The sequence below is a fragment of the Rhodobacter sp. NTK016B genome (assembly GCF_017303295.1).
In the GTDB taxonomy this organism is placed as follows: Bacteria; Pseudomonadota; Alphaproteobacteria; order Rhodobacterales; family Rhodobacteraceae; genus Pararhodobacter.
Genome location: NZ_JAFKOK010000002.1, coordinates 260,629 through 274,896, shown reverse-complemented (window position 1 = coordinate 274,896; position 14,268 = coordinate 260,629). Strand labels below are relative to the sequence as shown.

Genomic DNA, 14,268 nt, shown 5'->3' with positions numbered 1-14,268 from the left:
ATGCCCGAATCCAGACTGAAATTCTGGACGCTGCGGGCGGTGCTGATCCTTGTCATCGTCTTCATGCTGTCGCCGATCCTGATCGTCGTAATCAACAGCTTCAACGCCTCGCAATTCAGCGCTTGGCCGCCCGAAGGCTTCACGCTGGACTGGTATCGCCGGGTGCTGGATAATCCCGCTTTCCGGCGCGGCGCGTGGAATTCGTTGCAGGTGGGTGTGCTGTCGACGCTTCTGGTGCTGATCCTTGGCACCCCCATCGCCTATGCGCTGGCGCGCATCCGCATGAGGGGCCTTGCTGCGTTCCGCGCGGTGCTGTTCGCGCCGCTGGTCGTGCCGCGCGTGGCCATCGGTTTCGCACTGTTCGTGCTGTTCATCGTGCTGGCACGGCCGCTCTACGGCAGTTTCGCGGGCGTCGTGCTGGCGCATTCGATCCTGATGCTGCCTTTCGTCGTGGCGATCCTCACCGCCAGTTTCGGCGAGGTCGATCCCATCGTCGAGGAAGCCGCCCGTGATCTGGGCGCAAGCCCGCTGCAGGCCTTCCGCCTTGCGGTGTTGCCGCAGCTCAAGGGCGCGCTGCTGGTCTCGGGGATCTTCGCCTTCATCACCTCGTTCGACGAGGTGGAAACCACCATCTTCATAGTCCGGCCCGATGTGAACACCTTGCCGGTCGAGATGTACCTGTTCCTTGAACAATACCAGGACCCCACGCTGGCCGCCCTGTCCACGCTGCTGATCGTCTTCACCTTCGTCGTGATCCTGATCGTGCCCTTCGTGGTCCGGGGCAACGCGCTGATGAAAATGATGGGGTCGGGGAGACATTGATGAGCGATAAACACTACCGCCTCGGCATCGATATCGGTGGCACGTTCACCGATCTGTTCGTGGTAGACGAAACCACCGGCGAGACGCTGTCCTTCAAGACGCCCTCGGTTCCCTCGGACCCGGCGCAGGCGGTGCGTAATGGCGTGCGGATTCTCGAAGAGGAACACGGCATTCCCGCCGCGCAGATCGGCTATTTCGTGCATGGCACCACGCTGGGGCTGAACACGCTGTTGCAACGCAACGGCGACCGCGCGGGGCTTCTGGTCACCAAGGGTTTTCGCGACGTGCTGGAAATCGGTCGTCTGCGTCTGCCCGATCCGACCAATTACTATGTCGAGCGCATCAAGCCGCTGATCGCCCGCCACGATGTGCGCGAGATCGACGAGCGGCTGGGCGTGGATGGCCGGGTCATCACCCCGCTCGATCTGGACGCGGCCGAGGCCGCCGCGCGTGACCTGCTTGAAGCGGGCGCAACGACGCTGGCCATCGTTTTCCTGCATTCCTATCGCAACCCCGCGCATGAGGCCGCGCTTGCAGCCCATCTGCGAAAAGTCTTCCCCAGCACCTATGTCTGCGCCAGCCACGAGGTCTGGCCCCAGCAGCGCGAATACGAACGCGGGCTGGTGACGGCGATCAATGCCCATATCGGCGACCGGATGAAGCATTATTATGCCCGGCTGCACGACGATATGGCCGAGGCCGGGCTGACCGCGCGGCTGATGACCACCAAGTCGAATGGCGGCATCATGGCCGCCGCCAGCGCCGCTGAGGCGCCGGTCGAAACGCTGCTGTCAGGCCCGGCGTCAGGGGCGATGGGCGCGCTGATGGTGGGACGCTCGGGCGGTTACGACAAGCTCATCGGCTTTGATATGGGCGGCACCTCGGTCGATGTGGCGATCATCGACGGCGATGTGCTCTATTCCACCGAAAGCCGGATCGGGGATTTCCCGCTGATCATGCCCGCCGTCGATATCTCGTCCATCGGCGCGGGCGGCGGGTCCATCGCGTGGCTCGATGCCTCGGGCATCCTGAAGGTCGGCCCGCACAGCGCAGGCGCGATGCCCGGCCCCGCCGCTTACGGTCACGGCGGTGAGAAACCCACCGTCACCGACGCCTATGTCCGCATCGGTCTCTATGCCCCTGACCGCGTGCTGGGCGGCGGGCTGCGGCTGGATCGCGCCAAGGCCGAAGCCGCCTTGCAGACCATCGGCGGACCGATGGGGCTGAGCACCGCCGAGGTCGCGCAGGGGATCCTCGACGTGACCACGGCCAACATGTTCGCGCAGTTCATGCCGCTCATGGCACGCAAGGGGCTCGATCCACGCGACTTCAAGCTTCTTGCTTATGGCGGGGCGGGGGCGCAGCACGCGTTCCTTCTGGCGCGCGAAGTGGGCGTCGACGCGGTGCTGGTGCCTGCCTCGCCCGGGACACTTTGCGCGCAGGGCAGTCTGGGGGCGGACCTGCGGCAGGATTTCATCCGCACTTTGCCCGCCCATGCCGATGCCGCCGCGCTGACCAACGCCTGGGACGCGCTGGTTGCCGAGGGTCACGCATGGCTCGAAACGCAGCCCGAGCGGATCACTGCGGTCGAGCAGCAGCGCTCGGCGGATATGCGCTATCACGGTCAAAGCTTCGATCTGACCGTACCGCTGCCCGAGGGCGCGGCGGTGTCCATCGACACGCTGCTCACCGCGTTCCATGCCGCCTATGAGCGGATCTACGGCTTTTCCGACCCCGATGCGCTGGTCGAGATCACCAATGCCCGCGTCACCGTGCTGGGCCTGATCCCGCGCGTCGATGCGGTGCCGAGGATCGCCGAAGCGACGCCGGGCGACCGCCCGCAACCGCGCCTGAAAGCCCCGCTGATCGAAGATGGCGTCGAGGTCGATGCAGCCTTCTACGACCGCGCCACGCTGAAGGCCGGTCATGTCATCGACGGCCCCGCCGTGATCGAGGCGCCCGATACCACCATCTACCTGCCCGGCGATTTCACCGCCGAGGTGGACGCGTTCGGCAATCTCGTCGGACGCTTGCGCGGCGTTACCGGCGCGGCGGAGTACAGCATCGCGGAGGCCAGCGCATGAGCCCGATCAAGACCAGCCCCGTTCAACTGGAAATCTTCCGCAACCGCTTTCAGGCGATTGTCGAGGAAATGGCCAGCGTTACCCTGCGCACCGGCTTCACCGTCTTCGTGAAAGAAACCGGCGATTTCGGCGCCTGCCTCGTCGCGCCCACGGGCGAGGTTCTGGCTGCGCCGACCGAGGCCGCCGTCAGCCTTATGGTGGGGCTGCCCGGCTGGGAAGCCATCGGTGCCTTCGATCACTACGAAGAGGGCGATGTCTGTATCGCCAACGATCCCGACACTACGCGCGGCCTGTCCACGCACCTGCCCGATATCTGGGTCTGGCGGCCGATTTTCATCGAGGGCGAGATCATCGCCTTTGCCTTCAACTTCATCCATTCCTCGGATGTGGGCGGGCGTGTTCTGGGCTCGATCACGCCGGTCGCGCGCGATGTCTGGGAAGAGGGCCTGCGCATCCCGCCGCTAAAGCTGATCAAGGCGGGCGTGATGAATGACGATGTGGTAAGGCTGATCTTGCTGAATTGCCGCATCCCCGACCAGAACTGGGGCGACATCAAGGCCGAGCTGGCCTCGCTCACCACCGCCGAGCGGCGGGTCAAGGAACTGGCTGTCCGCTATGGCCGCGCCGCGGTGCGCGACGGTATCGCCGACCTTCTGTCCAGCGCCGAAGAGCGCGCGCGCAAGATCATCGCGACGATCCCCGACGGGCGCTATTCGGCGTCCGATTACATGGAGATCGAGGTCGGCGTCGACCGCCCGATCCGCATCGCCCTGACGATGGAGGTCAGGGGCGACGAGATCCTGCTCGATTTCACGGGTTCGGACCTGCAGGTGCGCGCGGCCTTCAACCTGCCCACCTATGGGCAGCCGGGGCATTACATGATGTCCTTGGCGATGCTGAACTATTTCCGCACGCTCGACCCCGAGATCCCATATAATTCGGGCCTTACCCGCCCGATGAAGATGACGATCCCGCAGGGCACGATCCTGAACCCGGATCCGGGTCGCGCTTATGGCGTGCGCGCCGCGACTTTTATCCGGGTGATGGATTGCATCATGGCCTGTCTCGCACAGGCTTTGCCCGAAGCGACGCCTGCGGCTTCGGCCGGGGCGATTGCCATCGTGCTGGTGTCGAACATGGACATGGAAACCGGCAAGCGCCGGATCACCGTGGCGCAGCCGCTGACCGGCGGATCGGGCGGGCGCCCCGCACAGGATGGCGTCGATGGCACATCCTTTACCGGCGGCTGGCTGCGCAACGTACCCAACGAAGTGCTCGAAGCCGAAATGCCGCTCATCGTCGAGGAATACGGTTACGCTACCGACAGCGCCGCCGCCGGGCGGCTGCGGGGCGGGGCGGGAATCCGGTTCCGGATGCGCAACCTGCAGGACGGCACCGCCCTGACCGCGCGCGGGCTTGAGCGGTTCCAGTTCAACGCCTGGGGCAGTCATGGCGGCAAGGCAGGCGCGAATACGCAGGTTGTGCTGAACCCCGGCAGCGACGGCGCGCGCGATCTGGGCCAGATCGACCTTGTCGAGCTGAAACGCGGTGACCGGGTCGAATTCGTTTCGCCCACCGGTGGCGGCTATGGCGATCCGTTCCAGCGTCCGCCCGCGCAGGTGCTGGCCGATGTCATGCAGGGTTATGTCTCGCCCGAGGCGGCGCAGGCATTCTACGGCGTCGTGATCGCCGACAGCGCGGTGGACGACGCCGCGACCGAGGCGCTGCGTCAGGGGCACGAAGCCGCGACCGGCACCGATATGGGTGCCAAGCGCGCCGCGTTCGAGCGGGACTGGCCCGAAGACGTGCAGGCGGCGATGATCGCGGCGCTTCTTGACCGGTCCGCACCGCAGCGCGACACGCTGCGCGGGCCGCTGGAAGCGGCAATCCTGACCGAGACCCGCGCGGGCAATCCGCCCGATCGCGCGCGCATCGATGCGCTGATCGACACCCTGTATTGAGGCCCGCGATGACAAAGGTATCCCCCGCCCAGTATCCCTGCGACATGGACCGCCTGCGTGCGCTCATGCAGGCCGCCGGCATGGATGCGATCCTTGCCTGGGGCGGGGCGAACTTTCGCTATGTCACCGGATTTGCGAATTATTTCGACAATCCCGGCGGCTCGGTCGCGCTGATCCCCGCCGATCCCGCGCTGGAACCGATGATCCTGATCGCAAGCTGGGTCGAGGATGCTGCGAAGGTCGACAACCAGTTGGGCGCCATCCAGACCTATCCGATCTGGATCGAGATCGGCGATTTGCAGGAGATCCGCGCAGGCACGGCCGGGATCACGTCCAAGCCCAGCCCGCGTTTCGATCTGGGAGCCAACATGCGCAGCCTTGCACAGGCGCTGGCCGAGCGGGGACTCGATGCCGGGCGGATCGGGATCGAGATGAACGCCGTCAGCGCGCAGGCTTTCGCATTGCTGACCGAGGCCCTGCCTAAGGCCCGGTTTTCCGAGGCGGCGGGCGTCTTCACCGACCTGCGGCTCTACAAGACTGACTGGGAAATCGCCTGCATGGTCGAGGCCACGCGGCTGGCCGAGATCGGGCTTCTCGCGGTCGCGGATGCGCCGCTCAGGGGGCTCGATACCGTCGGGCTCAAGCAGATCTACGATGCGGCCGTCACCGATGCGCTGGGGGGCAATCCCGACAGCGGTTTCAACGGCACCCGCGTCACGGCCTCGATCGGCGGGGCGGTGTCGCCCGTCATCGCGGGCGGGCCGCGCGTTACCGGCGAAGAGCTTGTCTTCTTTGACTGCGCGGTCTCGATCCATGGCTACGGCTCGGATACCGGGCGCACGCTGACCTTCGGCGCGCCCGGCCCGGAAGCGCGGCGTATCATGGATGCTGTCTGCGCGGGCATGGATGCGGCAATTCCGCTTCTGGTGCCCGGCACGCCCATGTGCGACGTTTTCCATGCCGGGCAGGACGCGGTGCGCGCAGCGGGCCTTGGGTGGTACACGCGGGGGCATATCGGGCATACGATGGGTCTCGGAATGGGCGAGCAGGGGCCGTATCTGTCTCCGGTCGAGACACGGTCTTTGGAACCGGGCATGGTGATTGCGCTGGAGACGCCGCTTTACGTGCGGGGCCTCGGCGGGTTTCAGGTGGAGGAGTGTTTCGTGATTACAAAAGACGGCCATCGGCGATTTACCACGCTGCCCCGCGATTTCCTTAAAGCGAGGGTCTAGGTCATGGCACCGCGTGGGGAAGACGCGCCGCCGCTGAGCAGTGTGGAACGGGTTTATGAAGACCTGCGCGAACAGGCGATCCGCTTCGACCTGTTGCCGGGCGACCGGATCAACGAAGTCGAGCTGTCCAAGCGGTTCGGCGTGAGCCGCACGCCGCTGCGCGAGGCGCTCAACCGGCTTGTCGCGGACGGCTTCCTGACCTTCACCGCCGGCAAGGGATTCTTCCGCCGCAATCTCGAAGTGAAAGAGGTGTTCGATCTCTACGAGATGCGCCAGCGGCTCGAGATGATGCTGGCCGAACTCGCGGTCGAGCGTGCAACGCCCGAAGCGATCGAAGAGATCCGGGGATTTCTGGAAATCAGCCGCCGCGACGATCCCACGCGCAGCGTCTACGACCTTGTGCGGTTGGACGAAGGCTTCCACGAGCGTCTCGCCGCGCTGTCGGGCAATGCCGAGATGCTGCATGTTCTCAAGGATATCAACGCCCGTATCCGCTTCGTGCGCTGGGTCAATATGGAGCGCGGGCGCCGTCGCCATACGCAGGGCGAGCATCTGGAAATCCTCGAAGCGGTCGCGTCGGGCGATGCCGCCAAGGCACGGGACCTGTTGCAGACGCATATCGACGGGCGGCTGGAACAGATCACCGAGGCGATCCGCGACGGCTACGCGATGATCTACATGCGCCGCAGCGGGCAGGGTTGACGGAAAGCCAGGGTTGGGAAAACGGCACCCTCAGGGGGGGGGCGGAACCCGGGTGACGGCGGGCCGGATCTGATCCGGCCCGCCGGTTTCGGGTCAGGCCGCGCGCCAGCGCGCCGTTGCCGGATCGACCGTGTAGAGCGGCGCCAGCGCATCCGCGCGCAGCACGATATCGCGCACCGCCCCGATGATTTGGTCAGCCTGCGCATCATCGTGGCACCAGCCCAGATTGAGCCGCGTCCAGCCCGGTTTCGCCATCTCTTCGCCCGCCGCCAGCCGGGCCTGCAAAGCCTCGGACGCCGCGCGGTCGATGCCCAGAAGCCGGTGCGCAAAAGGCCCGGCGCAGGCGCAACCGCCGCGCGCCTGAACGCCGTGCACATCCGACAGCATCCGCGTGACAAGCTGCGGATGGATGTGGCCGTGCTCGCCATGGATCTGGAACGAGAAGATCGGCAGGGCGGGTGTCTCGCCGCCGGGGGAAAGCAACCGCAAGCCCGGCAGATCGGCCCAAGCCGCCAGCGCTCGGGCGCGAAGCTCATGCTCGCGGGCCTCGATCGCCTCGGTACCGACGACGCGCTTCACTTCCAGCGCCAGCGCCGCGCGGATATCGCCCAGCACGTTCGGCGTGCCTGCTTCTTCGCGTGCCTCGACGCGGGTCGCGTAGACCTCGGTCCAGGGCGAGGTGAATTGCACCGTGCCGCCGCCCGGCTGGGTCGGCGTATCGCGGCAAACCAGCGTGTCGCGCACGACCAGCACGCCGCTGGCCCCCGGCCCGCCCACGAATTTATGCGGCGAGAAGACGATCGCATCCTTCTGCACCCCATCCTCGACCATCCGCATCGGCAGATAGGGTCCGGCGCAGGCATAGTCCCAGACCGACAGCGCGCCCGCCTGTTTCAGCATCCGGGTCACCGCCTGCACATCGGTGATCTCGCCCGTGACGTTGGACGCGGCCGAGAACGTCCCGATCACCAGATCGGCGCCTTTGGTCTGCGCCAGCGCCTCGGCCAGCGCGTCCAGATCCACGCCCCCCGCCGGGGCGCGCGGGATCTCGGTCACCTTGGCGCCGCTTTCGCGCCACGGCAGCAGGTTTGAATGGTGTTCGTAGGGGCCATGGATCACGCGCACATCCTCGCCCCGCGCGACGCGGCCCGGAATATCGGCCAGCGCCACCAGCCGGTTCAGACCCGCGGTCGCGCCCGATCCGCCGAAGATCACGTGACAGCCCGCATCCGCACCGGTTTCGCGCGCCACGACAGCGCGGGCAGCGGCGCGCATCCGGGTGATCTGCTTACCGCAATGCGAGGCTTCGGTATGGCTGTTGGAATAGATCGGGAGGATCTCGGTCAGGACCAGTTGCTCGATCTGCATCAGCGCCCGGCCCGACGCGGTGTAATCGGCATAGGTCAGCGTCTTGGTGCCGAAGGGCGTGACGATCTCCTGCCCCTCGCCGATCAGGCCCGCGCGGATCGCGTCGACCCCGCCCGCTTCTGCCAGAGACTGGGCCAGAGTCTGGGCAAAGCGGTCGAACAGGGGGGCGGGCTGGGCGGTCATATCCTTGGGCATCGGAGCTCTCTCGCGGGGTGGTGGTCTTTGGGAAATCAATCTCACGCTTTTGGTGCAAAGTGTTCACAGTATTCCCGCTTGATGAGTAGTGAATTGGGTCATATGATCGAAATATGGCACATAAACTCGATGAAATGGACCGGCGCATCTTGCGCGAGCTGCAGATCGAATCCTCGCGCTCGCAACGGGCGTTGGCCGAAGATGTCGGCCTGTCGCAAAACGCGCTCTGGCGGCGGCTGAAGGCGCTTGAGGCCAGCGGCGTGATCAAGGGCTATGCCGCGCGGCTGGACCGCGAAGCGGCGGGTGCCTCGCTGGTCGTGTTCTCGATGGTCAAGACGCGGCGGCATTCGGCGGAGTGGCTGCGCAGTTTCCGCACGCATCTGGAATCGATCCCCGAAGTGGTCAGCCTGTATCGGATCAGCGGCGACTTCGATTACATGCTGAAGATCGTCACCCCCGATATCGCCGGGTTCGACCGGGTCTATCAGCGCGTGACCGAGAAGCTCGAGCTTGAGGCCGTCACCTCGTATTTCGCCATGGAAGCGATGATCGAGGATCGACCGATTCCGCTTTAAACCACGCGCAGCGCCGGGCTGTCGTCAGTGTCGCGCAGATGCCCGATGCAGGCAGCGCGGTAGCCTGCATCGCCCAATTCGTCGAGCAGCGCGGCGACACAATCCTCTGGCACTGCGGCCAGAAGGCCCCCCGCTGTCTGCGGGTCGAACAGCAGACCTGCTTGCGCGCTGGTCGGCGCGGCAATTCGGCCCAGCAGCGCGGCTCGGTTCGCGGGCATGATGGTCGAGGTGACGCCCGCCTCGGCCATCGCCAGCGCGCCCTCGAAGAGCGGAATTGCATCAAGCGCGATCTCAGCCCCCAGCCCGCTTGCGCGCAGCATCTCGTCCAGATGCCCGGCCAGCCCGAAGCCCGTCACATCCGTCATCGCGCGTGCATGGCCCGACAGGATCGCCGAAGCTCGCCCCTGCGGCTGCGTCAGGAACGGCCAGAGCGCGGCAATCGCCCGGCCCGGCGCCTTTTTCTGCATCTCGGCGGCCAGCAGCGTGCCCGAGCCGATGGGCTTGGTCAGCACCAACGCGTCGCCCGGTTGCCCGCCGCCCTTGGTCAGCACCCGCGCCCCGACCATGCCGGTGACGGTAAGCCCGATCGTCAGTTCGGCCCCTTGCGTCGTGTGCCCACCCGCCAGATCGGCGCCAGCGTCCCGCAGCACCTCGGTCATCCCGGCCATGATTTCGGCCAGCGTCCGCGCTTGCAGCGGTTCGGACAGGCGCGGCAGGATGAGCATGGCCAGCGCTGCCTGCGGCGTGGCCCCCATCGCCCAGACATCCCCCAACGCATGCACGCTTGCGATCTTCGCCATCAGCCACGGATCGTCCGTCACCGCGCGCAGATGGTCGGTCGCAATCACCTGCCGCGCGCCGTTGATCGTCAACACCGCCGCATCGTCTCCCACGCCCTTTTCCAGAGCCGAGGTCTGCGGCAGGGCGGCCAGCGCATGGCGCAACGCATCGGGGCCGACCTTGGCGCCGCAGCCGCCGCACAGGGGTTTGTCGCCCACAAGCTCGGCCAGACCCTGCGCATGGAGGCGGGGCAGGGGGGCGATTTCCATCTCGGGCAGCGCGTGGAACATCCGCATGAATTTGCGGTCGATACGCGTTTTCAGCTGCCACATGGCCCGCCCGGCCAGCGGCAGCCCCCATTTGTCGGCCAGCGCGGACTTGCCACCCAGCGAGATCAGCTTGAGGTAGTCGCGCTGCGGCCGGTAGCGGCGCATCGCCCCGCCGGACAAGGCCGCGCGCAGGTTGTGGTACAGATAGGGCGCCTGCCGTACGGCAAAGACGCCGGCCTTGGGGCGCGGGCTCTCCGACATATGCGCGCAATCGCCGACCGCGAAGATCTCGGGATGCGAGACCGAACGCAGCGTCGGATCGACCGTCACATAGCCGTCGTGCAGCGCCAGCCCGGTCCCGGTCAGCCAGTCCTGCGGGCGGCTTCCGGCCGCGCCCAGCGTGAAATCCGAGCGCAGGCTGCGGCCGTCCGACAACAGAACGGCGTCCTTCTCGACCCGAACGGCCTCGCATTGCTCGATCAGCGCGATGCCGCGTTCCGACAACAGCGCCAGCAGCCGCGCCCGCGCCCGCCGGCCCATATGCGGCAGCGCGACCGAGTGTTCGATCACGGTGATCTTGGCCGACGGCAACCGGTGCTGCATCGCCAGCGCCAGCTCGACTCCGCCAACCCCGGCGCCCAGCACGGTGACATGCGGCGCGGAGGGGGCCGATCGCACGAAGGTCTCCCAGCGCGCGGCATAGGCGGCGAGGGGTTTCGCAGCGACGGCATGGTCCATGAAGCCGGGCAGCGACGGCAGGTCCGAGGTGATGCCCAGATCGACCGAGAGCACGTCATAGGCCACCGGCGGACGGCCCGGCACCGTGACGTGCCGCGCCTGTGTGTAGATCCCCGCCGCGCGCCCCAGAATCAACCGCGCCCCGGCATGCCGGGCCAGCGCGACCAGATCCATCTCAAGCGCCGCGCGGTCAAAATGTCCGGCGATCAGGCCCGGCAACATGCCGGTATAGGGTGCAGTCGGATTGGGGTCGATCAGCGTCAGCCGCGCCCCGGCCAGAGGCTTCATCGCCCATTTGAGCAACACCAGCGCATGCGCATGGCCGCCGCCGATCAGCACGAGGTCTCGGGTCTGGGGCAGGGTCTGCATGGCACCTCCGGTCTTCCCTCAGATGTAGCGGCAGAACCCCGCGCAGGCGAGACGGCAAAGCGCCGCCACCGGGTTTTCAACCGGGGGCGGTTTCGGGTGGATTTCCCTCTTGACGCTGTCCGAGGGCTGGCCTAGGAAGCCGCCAGCCACCGGGGCCGCGCCCCGACCGATCGGCATCGGGGCGGAGTAGCTCAGTTGGTTAGAGCAGCGGAATCATAATCCGCGTGTCGGGGGTTCAAGTCCCTCCTCCGCTACCACCTTAAAGCCATGAAATTGTTGCTTTTCCTGTCGCGGGTCGTTTGACGCGCATAGACCGTTTTGCAGGCCATTTTGCAAGAGCGTTCACTTTTTGGCCTTTTTCTCGGCCTCTGCCCGGTGTCGGTCGAGCTTTGCAATCGCCGATTCCGCAAGCGTGCGGTTGCGGCTCAAATAGTGCGTGTCGAGGATCGCATCGACTTCTTTGAGGCTGTGCCCGGTGATGGTCGCGATCTCTGGCGTCGAACTGCCCGCTTCGGCCAAGCGCGTGACGGCGGTTCCCCGCAGGTCGTGGAAAGTCAGGCCCGCAAGATCGCATTTGACCTTGGCCCAACTTGCCCGAAAGCCGCTCGACGTCCATGCGGTTCCGCGTGACGTGGTCAGGATAGTCACGGCGTTTCCGCGCTTGGCCTTGGCCGCGTCCAATACGGTGCGCAATCGAGTGGTGCAGGGCACGACAACGCGGCGCCCCCGCTTGGATTGTTTGAGCCGGATCGACGTGCCGTCATAAGCAGCCCAAGTCAGGCGCAAAAGGTCGCCTTGCCTCTGCCCGGTTTCAGCCGCGAGAATCTGCGCCAGCGCGAGTTGGGGCGATGCCGCCGCTTGGAACGCTGCTTCATCGTCATAGGTCCAAATCGAGTCTGCGCGGTTTGCTCGGTACGTGCGTCCCGGTCGTTTGAGCGGGTTGGCGGGTGCGTGCCCGCGATCCTCGGCCCATGCTAAGATTAGCGACAACACGGTGATCGCATAGTCGGCTTGCCGACGGCTGGTCTGTGCGCGCTGGTCGCGCCAATTGAGGAAGTCGCCACGGACGCGAGAATCGGATAACGCGGCGATCGGCATGTCGCCGAACTCGGTTTCAATTGCACGAATGTGGCGGATGTAATCGCGCCGCGTGGCCTCTGCCAAATCGGTGAAGCGGGGGCTTTCCTGATAATCAATCAAGAGGCTTGTTAGGGTGCCCGCGTGGTGCTTGGGCTTCTGCCCGCGTGCGGCTTGCAGTGCTTCCATGAACTCGGCGCTGCCCGGTTCTCCCGGAAGGCGGGGGCCGCCGCGCCATGCATAATAGTATGTTCGCCGCGTTCCGTCGGCCAGCTTCGCGCGTACCTTTGCAACGCCCTCAAGATTGACCTTAACCACGTTTCGCCCTCCATTCGTCATAGGCCGATTTCGGTTCGGTGCCTTTCTCGGCGGGGCTATCATGGACGATGACGATGCTTCCGTCTGTTCCGATCTCGGTCCGCGCGATGTTGAGACCGCAAGCCTGTGCGGTTTCCCAAGCTCGGGTCAAATCGCGTTTGTGAAACATGGCGCGGGCGGTCATTCCTTCGTGCCTCCGGTCAGAGCGCGCACGATGGCGCGCCAGAGGCGTTTCGCGGGCGTGCCGGGTGCATTTGCCGTGAAGGCGGGCACGGGCGCGCTGCCCCGTTCCTGCGCCCCTTGTGCGCGGCGGATGCCACAAATTTCCGGGCCTTCATCGCCCAGGTTGCCGCGTGAACGCGTCGCTTCTTCTGTCTTGGTATCGCTGGTGACAGACACCGCAGCGCCGTGAGCGGTCATGCCCCGGTCGCTGAGCATTTCGGATAGGCATTCGCAAAGGTCGGGCGGCTTGCCGCAATCGAGCGCGCAGAGCAGGCGCGCGTCGTGGCGCGTGCGCGGGTGGCGGCGGGGCTTGCCCGGCGGGACCGTATCTTTCGGCATGGTGTGTCCTTTCCCTGACGTCCATCGCTGCCCCCGGTGCGCGGGGGCAGAAAAAGGCGTCAGGCGGCTTGTTCGAGCGCGTCGCGGTATAGGTCGAGCGAGGCTTGCTCGGATTGCACGTCGTCGGCATTCCGGCGGCGATCCGCGATCAGGCGGCGCAGGATCTTCGGGTCGTAGCCTTGGGATTTGGCCTCGGCGAAAACCGCTTTCAGGTCGTCGCCGATCGCCGCCTTTTCCTGTTCGAGCTGTTCGGCGCGCTCGATATAGGCGCGGATCTGTTGCCCGGTGACCTGATGCACGCGCTCGCGGACGGCGACGTCCTCAGCGGTTTCCTTCATCGTCTGGGACATGATCAGCCCCTCGCGATAGTGTCGCGGGCGATCCAGCGCGCGACATAGAAGCCGAGGCCCGCACCGAACCCGCCAAGCAGCGCCAGCGAGAACACGGCGACGGCCTCAAGAATGAAGTTGGAAGGCATTCTCTCTCCTTTCTGAAAATGTGCCGCCCGCGCTTACGCGTCGGGCGTCCAGTAGATGGTCGAGGCCCTGCCTCGGCGTTCCCACGGTGCGGAAATGAGGTCACCGCTTGCGGCAAGCTGGTCGAGGGCAGCGGCAACGGCGGACTGCGCGGCGTCGCTCCGGCTCGCGAACAGGTATTCGCAGACCGAGGTCATGGTCGCCGGGCGGCGCAACTGCGCCTTCGTCTCAGCGGGCCACCAGCGCTGTGATGCGAAGACGGGCGATGCGTTGATCTGCGCAACCGCATGGCACGCGGCCTCGGGGGATACAGTCTGGGCGTCACGCTCGATGCGCGCTTGGCCGGTCGCTGTGATAATCCACATGCTGCGCCCGTTGGTGGTGGCGATCGCGCGGGCGAAGCCGTTGTGCACCATGCGAGACAGGCAATCGGACGCTCGGGCACGGGGCGGCGGGGCGATGCGCATCGCCGCCAAGAGCGTGTCCATATCGACCGGGTGGTCGCGATGCGAAAGCGCGTGAAGGATGCGCAGTGCATTGCGAGACAGGCGGCGCTCTAGGGCGGCGGGATCGACCTCGGCCGAGACCCGCGAGCGGCGCGGTTCGAGGCCAATGTCGCGCGCGAGGCGCAGGCATTGCGGGGCGGCAAGCGGGACGCCGTGAAGGCCCTGAAACTGGATCATCACGCGGCCCCCCGGCCCGACCGGAAGGGCGCCTGCGCGGCGATGCGGAGGCGCTTTC

Annotated in this window: 14 protein-coding genes and 1 tRNA gene; 7 read left to right on the top strand and 8 right to left on the bottom strand. The window is 66.2% G+C overall.

Annotated features, from left to right (window positions below; all coding sequences use genetic code 11):
* From JI664_RS03705 to JI664_RS03685, 5 genes are read left to right on the top strand one after another with little or no spacing between them, the layout of a single operon-like run.
* The gene (locus JI664_RS03705) at window positions 1–822 is read left to right on the top strand and encodes an ABC transporter permease (RefSeq protein WP_207012368.1); all 822 of its coding nucleotides are present in this window, start codon (window positions 1–3) and stop codon (window positions 820–822) included.
* Window positions 822–2,906 (top strand): hydantoinase/oxoprolinase family protein, encoded by a 2,085-nt coding sequence (locus JI664_RS03700; RefSeq protein WP_207012367.1) that lies wholly within the window; start codon window positions 822–824, stop codon window positions 2,904–2,906. The genes JI664_RS03705 and JI664_RS03700 overlap by 1 nt, the downstream gene beginning before the upstream one ends.
* On the top strand, window positions 2,903–4,867 hold the full coding sequence (locus tag JI664_RS03695) for a hydantoinase B/oxoprolinase family protein (RefSeq protein ID WP_207012366.1): 1,965 nt from the start codon (window positions 2,903–2,905) through the stop codon (window positions 4,865–4,867). The genes JI664_RS03700 and JI664_RS03695 overlap by 4 nt, the downstream gene beginning before the upstream one ends.
* 8 nt (window positions 4,868–4,875) lie before the next feature.
* The gene (locus tag JI664_RS03690; protein ID WP_207012365.1) at window positions 4,876–6,099 is read left to right on the top strand and encodes a M24 family metallopeptidase; all 1,224 of its coding nucleotides are present in this window, start codon (window positions 4,876–4,878) and stop codon (window positions 6,097–6,099) included.
* 3 nt (window positions 6,100–6,102) lie between these two features.
* The gene (locus tag JI664_RS03685) at window positions 6,103–6,801 is read left to right on the top strand and encodes a GntR family transcriptional regulator (RefSeq protein WP_207012364.1); all 699 of its coding nucleotides are present in this window, start codon (window positions 6,103–6,105) and stop codon (window positions 6,799–6,801) included.
* A 93-nt stretch (window positions 6,802–6,894) separates the two neighbouring features.
* Here JI664_RS03685 and JI664_RS03680 read toward each other — a convergent pair whose 3' ends face one another.
* On the bottom strand, window positions 6,895–8,364 hold the full coding sequence (locus JI664_RS03680; protein ID WP_286173813.1) for an aminotransferase class V-fold PLP-dependent enzyme: 1,470 nt from the start codon (window positions 8,362–8,364) through the stop codon (window positions 6,895–6,897).
* Between the two features lie 113 nt (window positions 8,365–8,477).
* On the opposite strand from JI664_RS03680, the gene JI664_RS03675 reads away from it, so the two are divergent.
* On the top strand, window positions 8,478–8,939 hold the full coding sequence (locus JI664_RS03675) for an Lrp/AsnC family transcriptional regulator (RefSeq protein WP_207012363.1): 462 nt from the start codon (window positions 8,478–8,480) through the stop codon (window positions 8,937–8,939).
* On the opposite strand, the gene selD is transcribed toward JI664_RS03675, so the two are convergent.
* The gene (gene selD, locus JI664_RS03670; protein ID WP_207012362.1) at window positions 8,936–11,095 is read right to left on the bottom strand and encodes a selenide, water dikinase SelD; all 2,160 of its coding nucleotides are present in this window, start codon (window positions 11,093–11,095) and stop codon (window positions 8,936–8,938) included. The two genes, JI664_RS03675 and selD, sit on opposite strands and share 4 nt — an antisense overlap.
* A 180-nt stretch (window positions 11,096–11,275) precedes the next feature.
* Here selD and JI664_RS03665 point away from each other — a divergent pair.
* Window positions 11,276–11,352, top strand: a tRNA-Met gene (locus tag JI664_RS03665).
* 85 nt (window positions 11,353–11,437) lie between these two features.
* On the opposite strand, the gene JI664_RS03660 is transcribed toward JI664_RS03665, so the two are convergent.
* Genes JI664_RS03660 through JI664_RS03640 form a run of 6 tightly spaced genes read right to left on the bottom strand, consistent with a single transcriptional unit; the run spans window position 11,438 to window position 14,210 of the window.
* Entirely contained in the window at window positions 11,438–12,490 is a 1,053-nt protein-coding gene (locus JI664_RS03660) for a site-specific integrase (protein WP_349768680.1), read from the bottom strand.
* Window positions 12,483–12,674 carry a hypothetical protein gene (locus JI664_RS03655; RefSeq protein ID WP_207012360.1) on the bottom strand — a complete coding sequence of 64 codons (192 nt, stop codon included), beginning with the start codon at window positions 12,672–12,674 and terminating at the stop codon, window positions 12,483–12,485. The genes JI664_RS03660 and JI664_RS03655 overlap by 8 nt, the downstream gene beginning before the upstream one ends.
* A complete protein-coding gene (locus JI664_RS03650; RefSeq protein WP_207012359.1) occupies window positions 12,671–13,051 on the bottom strand; it encodes a hypothetical protein in 381 nt (126 codons plus the stop codon). The genes JI664_RS03655 and JI664_RS03650 overlap by 4 nt, the downstream gene beginning before the upstream one ends.
* A gap of 59 nt (window positions 13,052–13,110) precedes the next feature.
* The gene (locus JI664_RS03645; protein WP_286173810.1) at window positions 13,111–13,401 is read right to left on the bottom strand and encodes a DUF2312 domain-containing protein; all 291 of its coding nucleotides are present in this window, start codon (window positions 13,399–13,401) and stop codon (window positions 13,111–13,113) included.
* A gap of 2 nt (window positions 13,402–13,403) precedes the next feature.
* Entirely contained in the window at window positions 13,404–13,529 is a 126-nt protein-coding gene (locus tag JI664_RS23870; RefSeq protein ID WP_286173809.1) for a hypothetical protein, read from the bottom strand.
* Between the two features lie 33 nt (window positions 13,530–13,562).
* Window positions 13,563–14,210 carry a hypothetical protein gene (locus JI664_RS03640; RefSeq protein WP_207012358.1) on the bottom strand — a complete coding sequence of 216 codons (648 nt, stop codon included), beginning with the start codon at window positions 14,208–14,210 and terminating at the stop codon, window positions 13,563–13,565.
* Between the last annotated feature and the right edge of the window lie 58 nt (window positions 14,211–14,268).

Excerpts from the sequence above, each read along its gene's own strand:
- JI664_RS03695 (WP_207012366.1), top strand. The coding sequence starts at position 2,903 with ATGAGCCCGATCAAGACCAGCCCCGTTCAACTGGAAATCTTCCGCAAC.
- JI664_RS03640 (WP_207012358.1), bottom strand. The coding sequence starts at position 14,210 with ATGATCCAGTTTCAGGGCCTTCACGGCGTCCCGCTTGCCGCCCCGCAA.
- JI664_RS03700 (WP_207012367.1), top strand. The coding sequence starts at position 822 with ATGAGCGATAAACACTACCGCCTCGGCATCGATATCGGTGGCACGTTC.
- JI664_RS03680 (WP_286173813.1), bottom strand. The coding sequence starts at position 8,364 with ATGCCCAAGGATATGACCGCCCAGCCCGCCCCCCTGTTCGACCGCTTT.
- JI664_RS03650 (WP_207012359.1), bottom strand. The coding sequence starts at position 13,051 with ATGCCGAAAGATACGGTCCCGCCGGGCAAGCCCCGCCGCCACCCGCGC.
- JI664_RS03690 (WP_207012365.1), top strand. The coding sequence starts at position 4,876 with ATGACAAAGGTATCCCCCGCCCAGTATCCCTGCGACATGGACCGCCTG.
- JI664_RS03685 (WP_207012364.1), top strand. The coding sequence starts at position 6,103 with ATGGCACCGCGTGGGGAAGACGCGCCGCCGCTGAGCAGTGTGGAACGG.
- JI664_RS03675 (WP_207012363.1), top strand. The coding sequence starts at position 8,478 with ATGGCACATAAACTCGATGAAATGGACCGGCGCATCTTGCGCGAGCTG.
- JI664_RS23870 (WP_286173809.1), bottom strand. The coding sequence starts at position 13,529 with ATGCCTTCCAACTTCATTCTTGAGGCCGTCGCCGTGTTCTCGCTGGCG.
- JI664_RS03655 (WP_207012360.1), bottom strand. The coding sequence starts at position 12,674 with ATGACCGCCCGCGCCATGTTTCACAAACGCGATTTGACCCGAGCTTGG.
- JI664_RS03645 (WP_286173810.1), bottom strand. The coding sequence starts at position 13,401 with ATGTCCCAGACGATGAAGGAAACCGCTGAGGACGTCGCCGTCCGCGAG.
- selD (WP_207012362.1), bottom strand. The coding sequence starts at position 11,095 with ATGCAGACCCTGCCCCAGACCCGAGACCTCGTGCTGATCGGCGGCGGC.
- JI664_RS03705 (WP_207012368.1), top strand. The coding sequence starts at position 1 with ATGCCCGAATCCAGACTGAAATTCTGGACGCTGCGGGCGGTGCTGATC.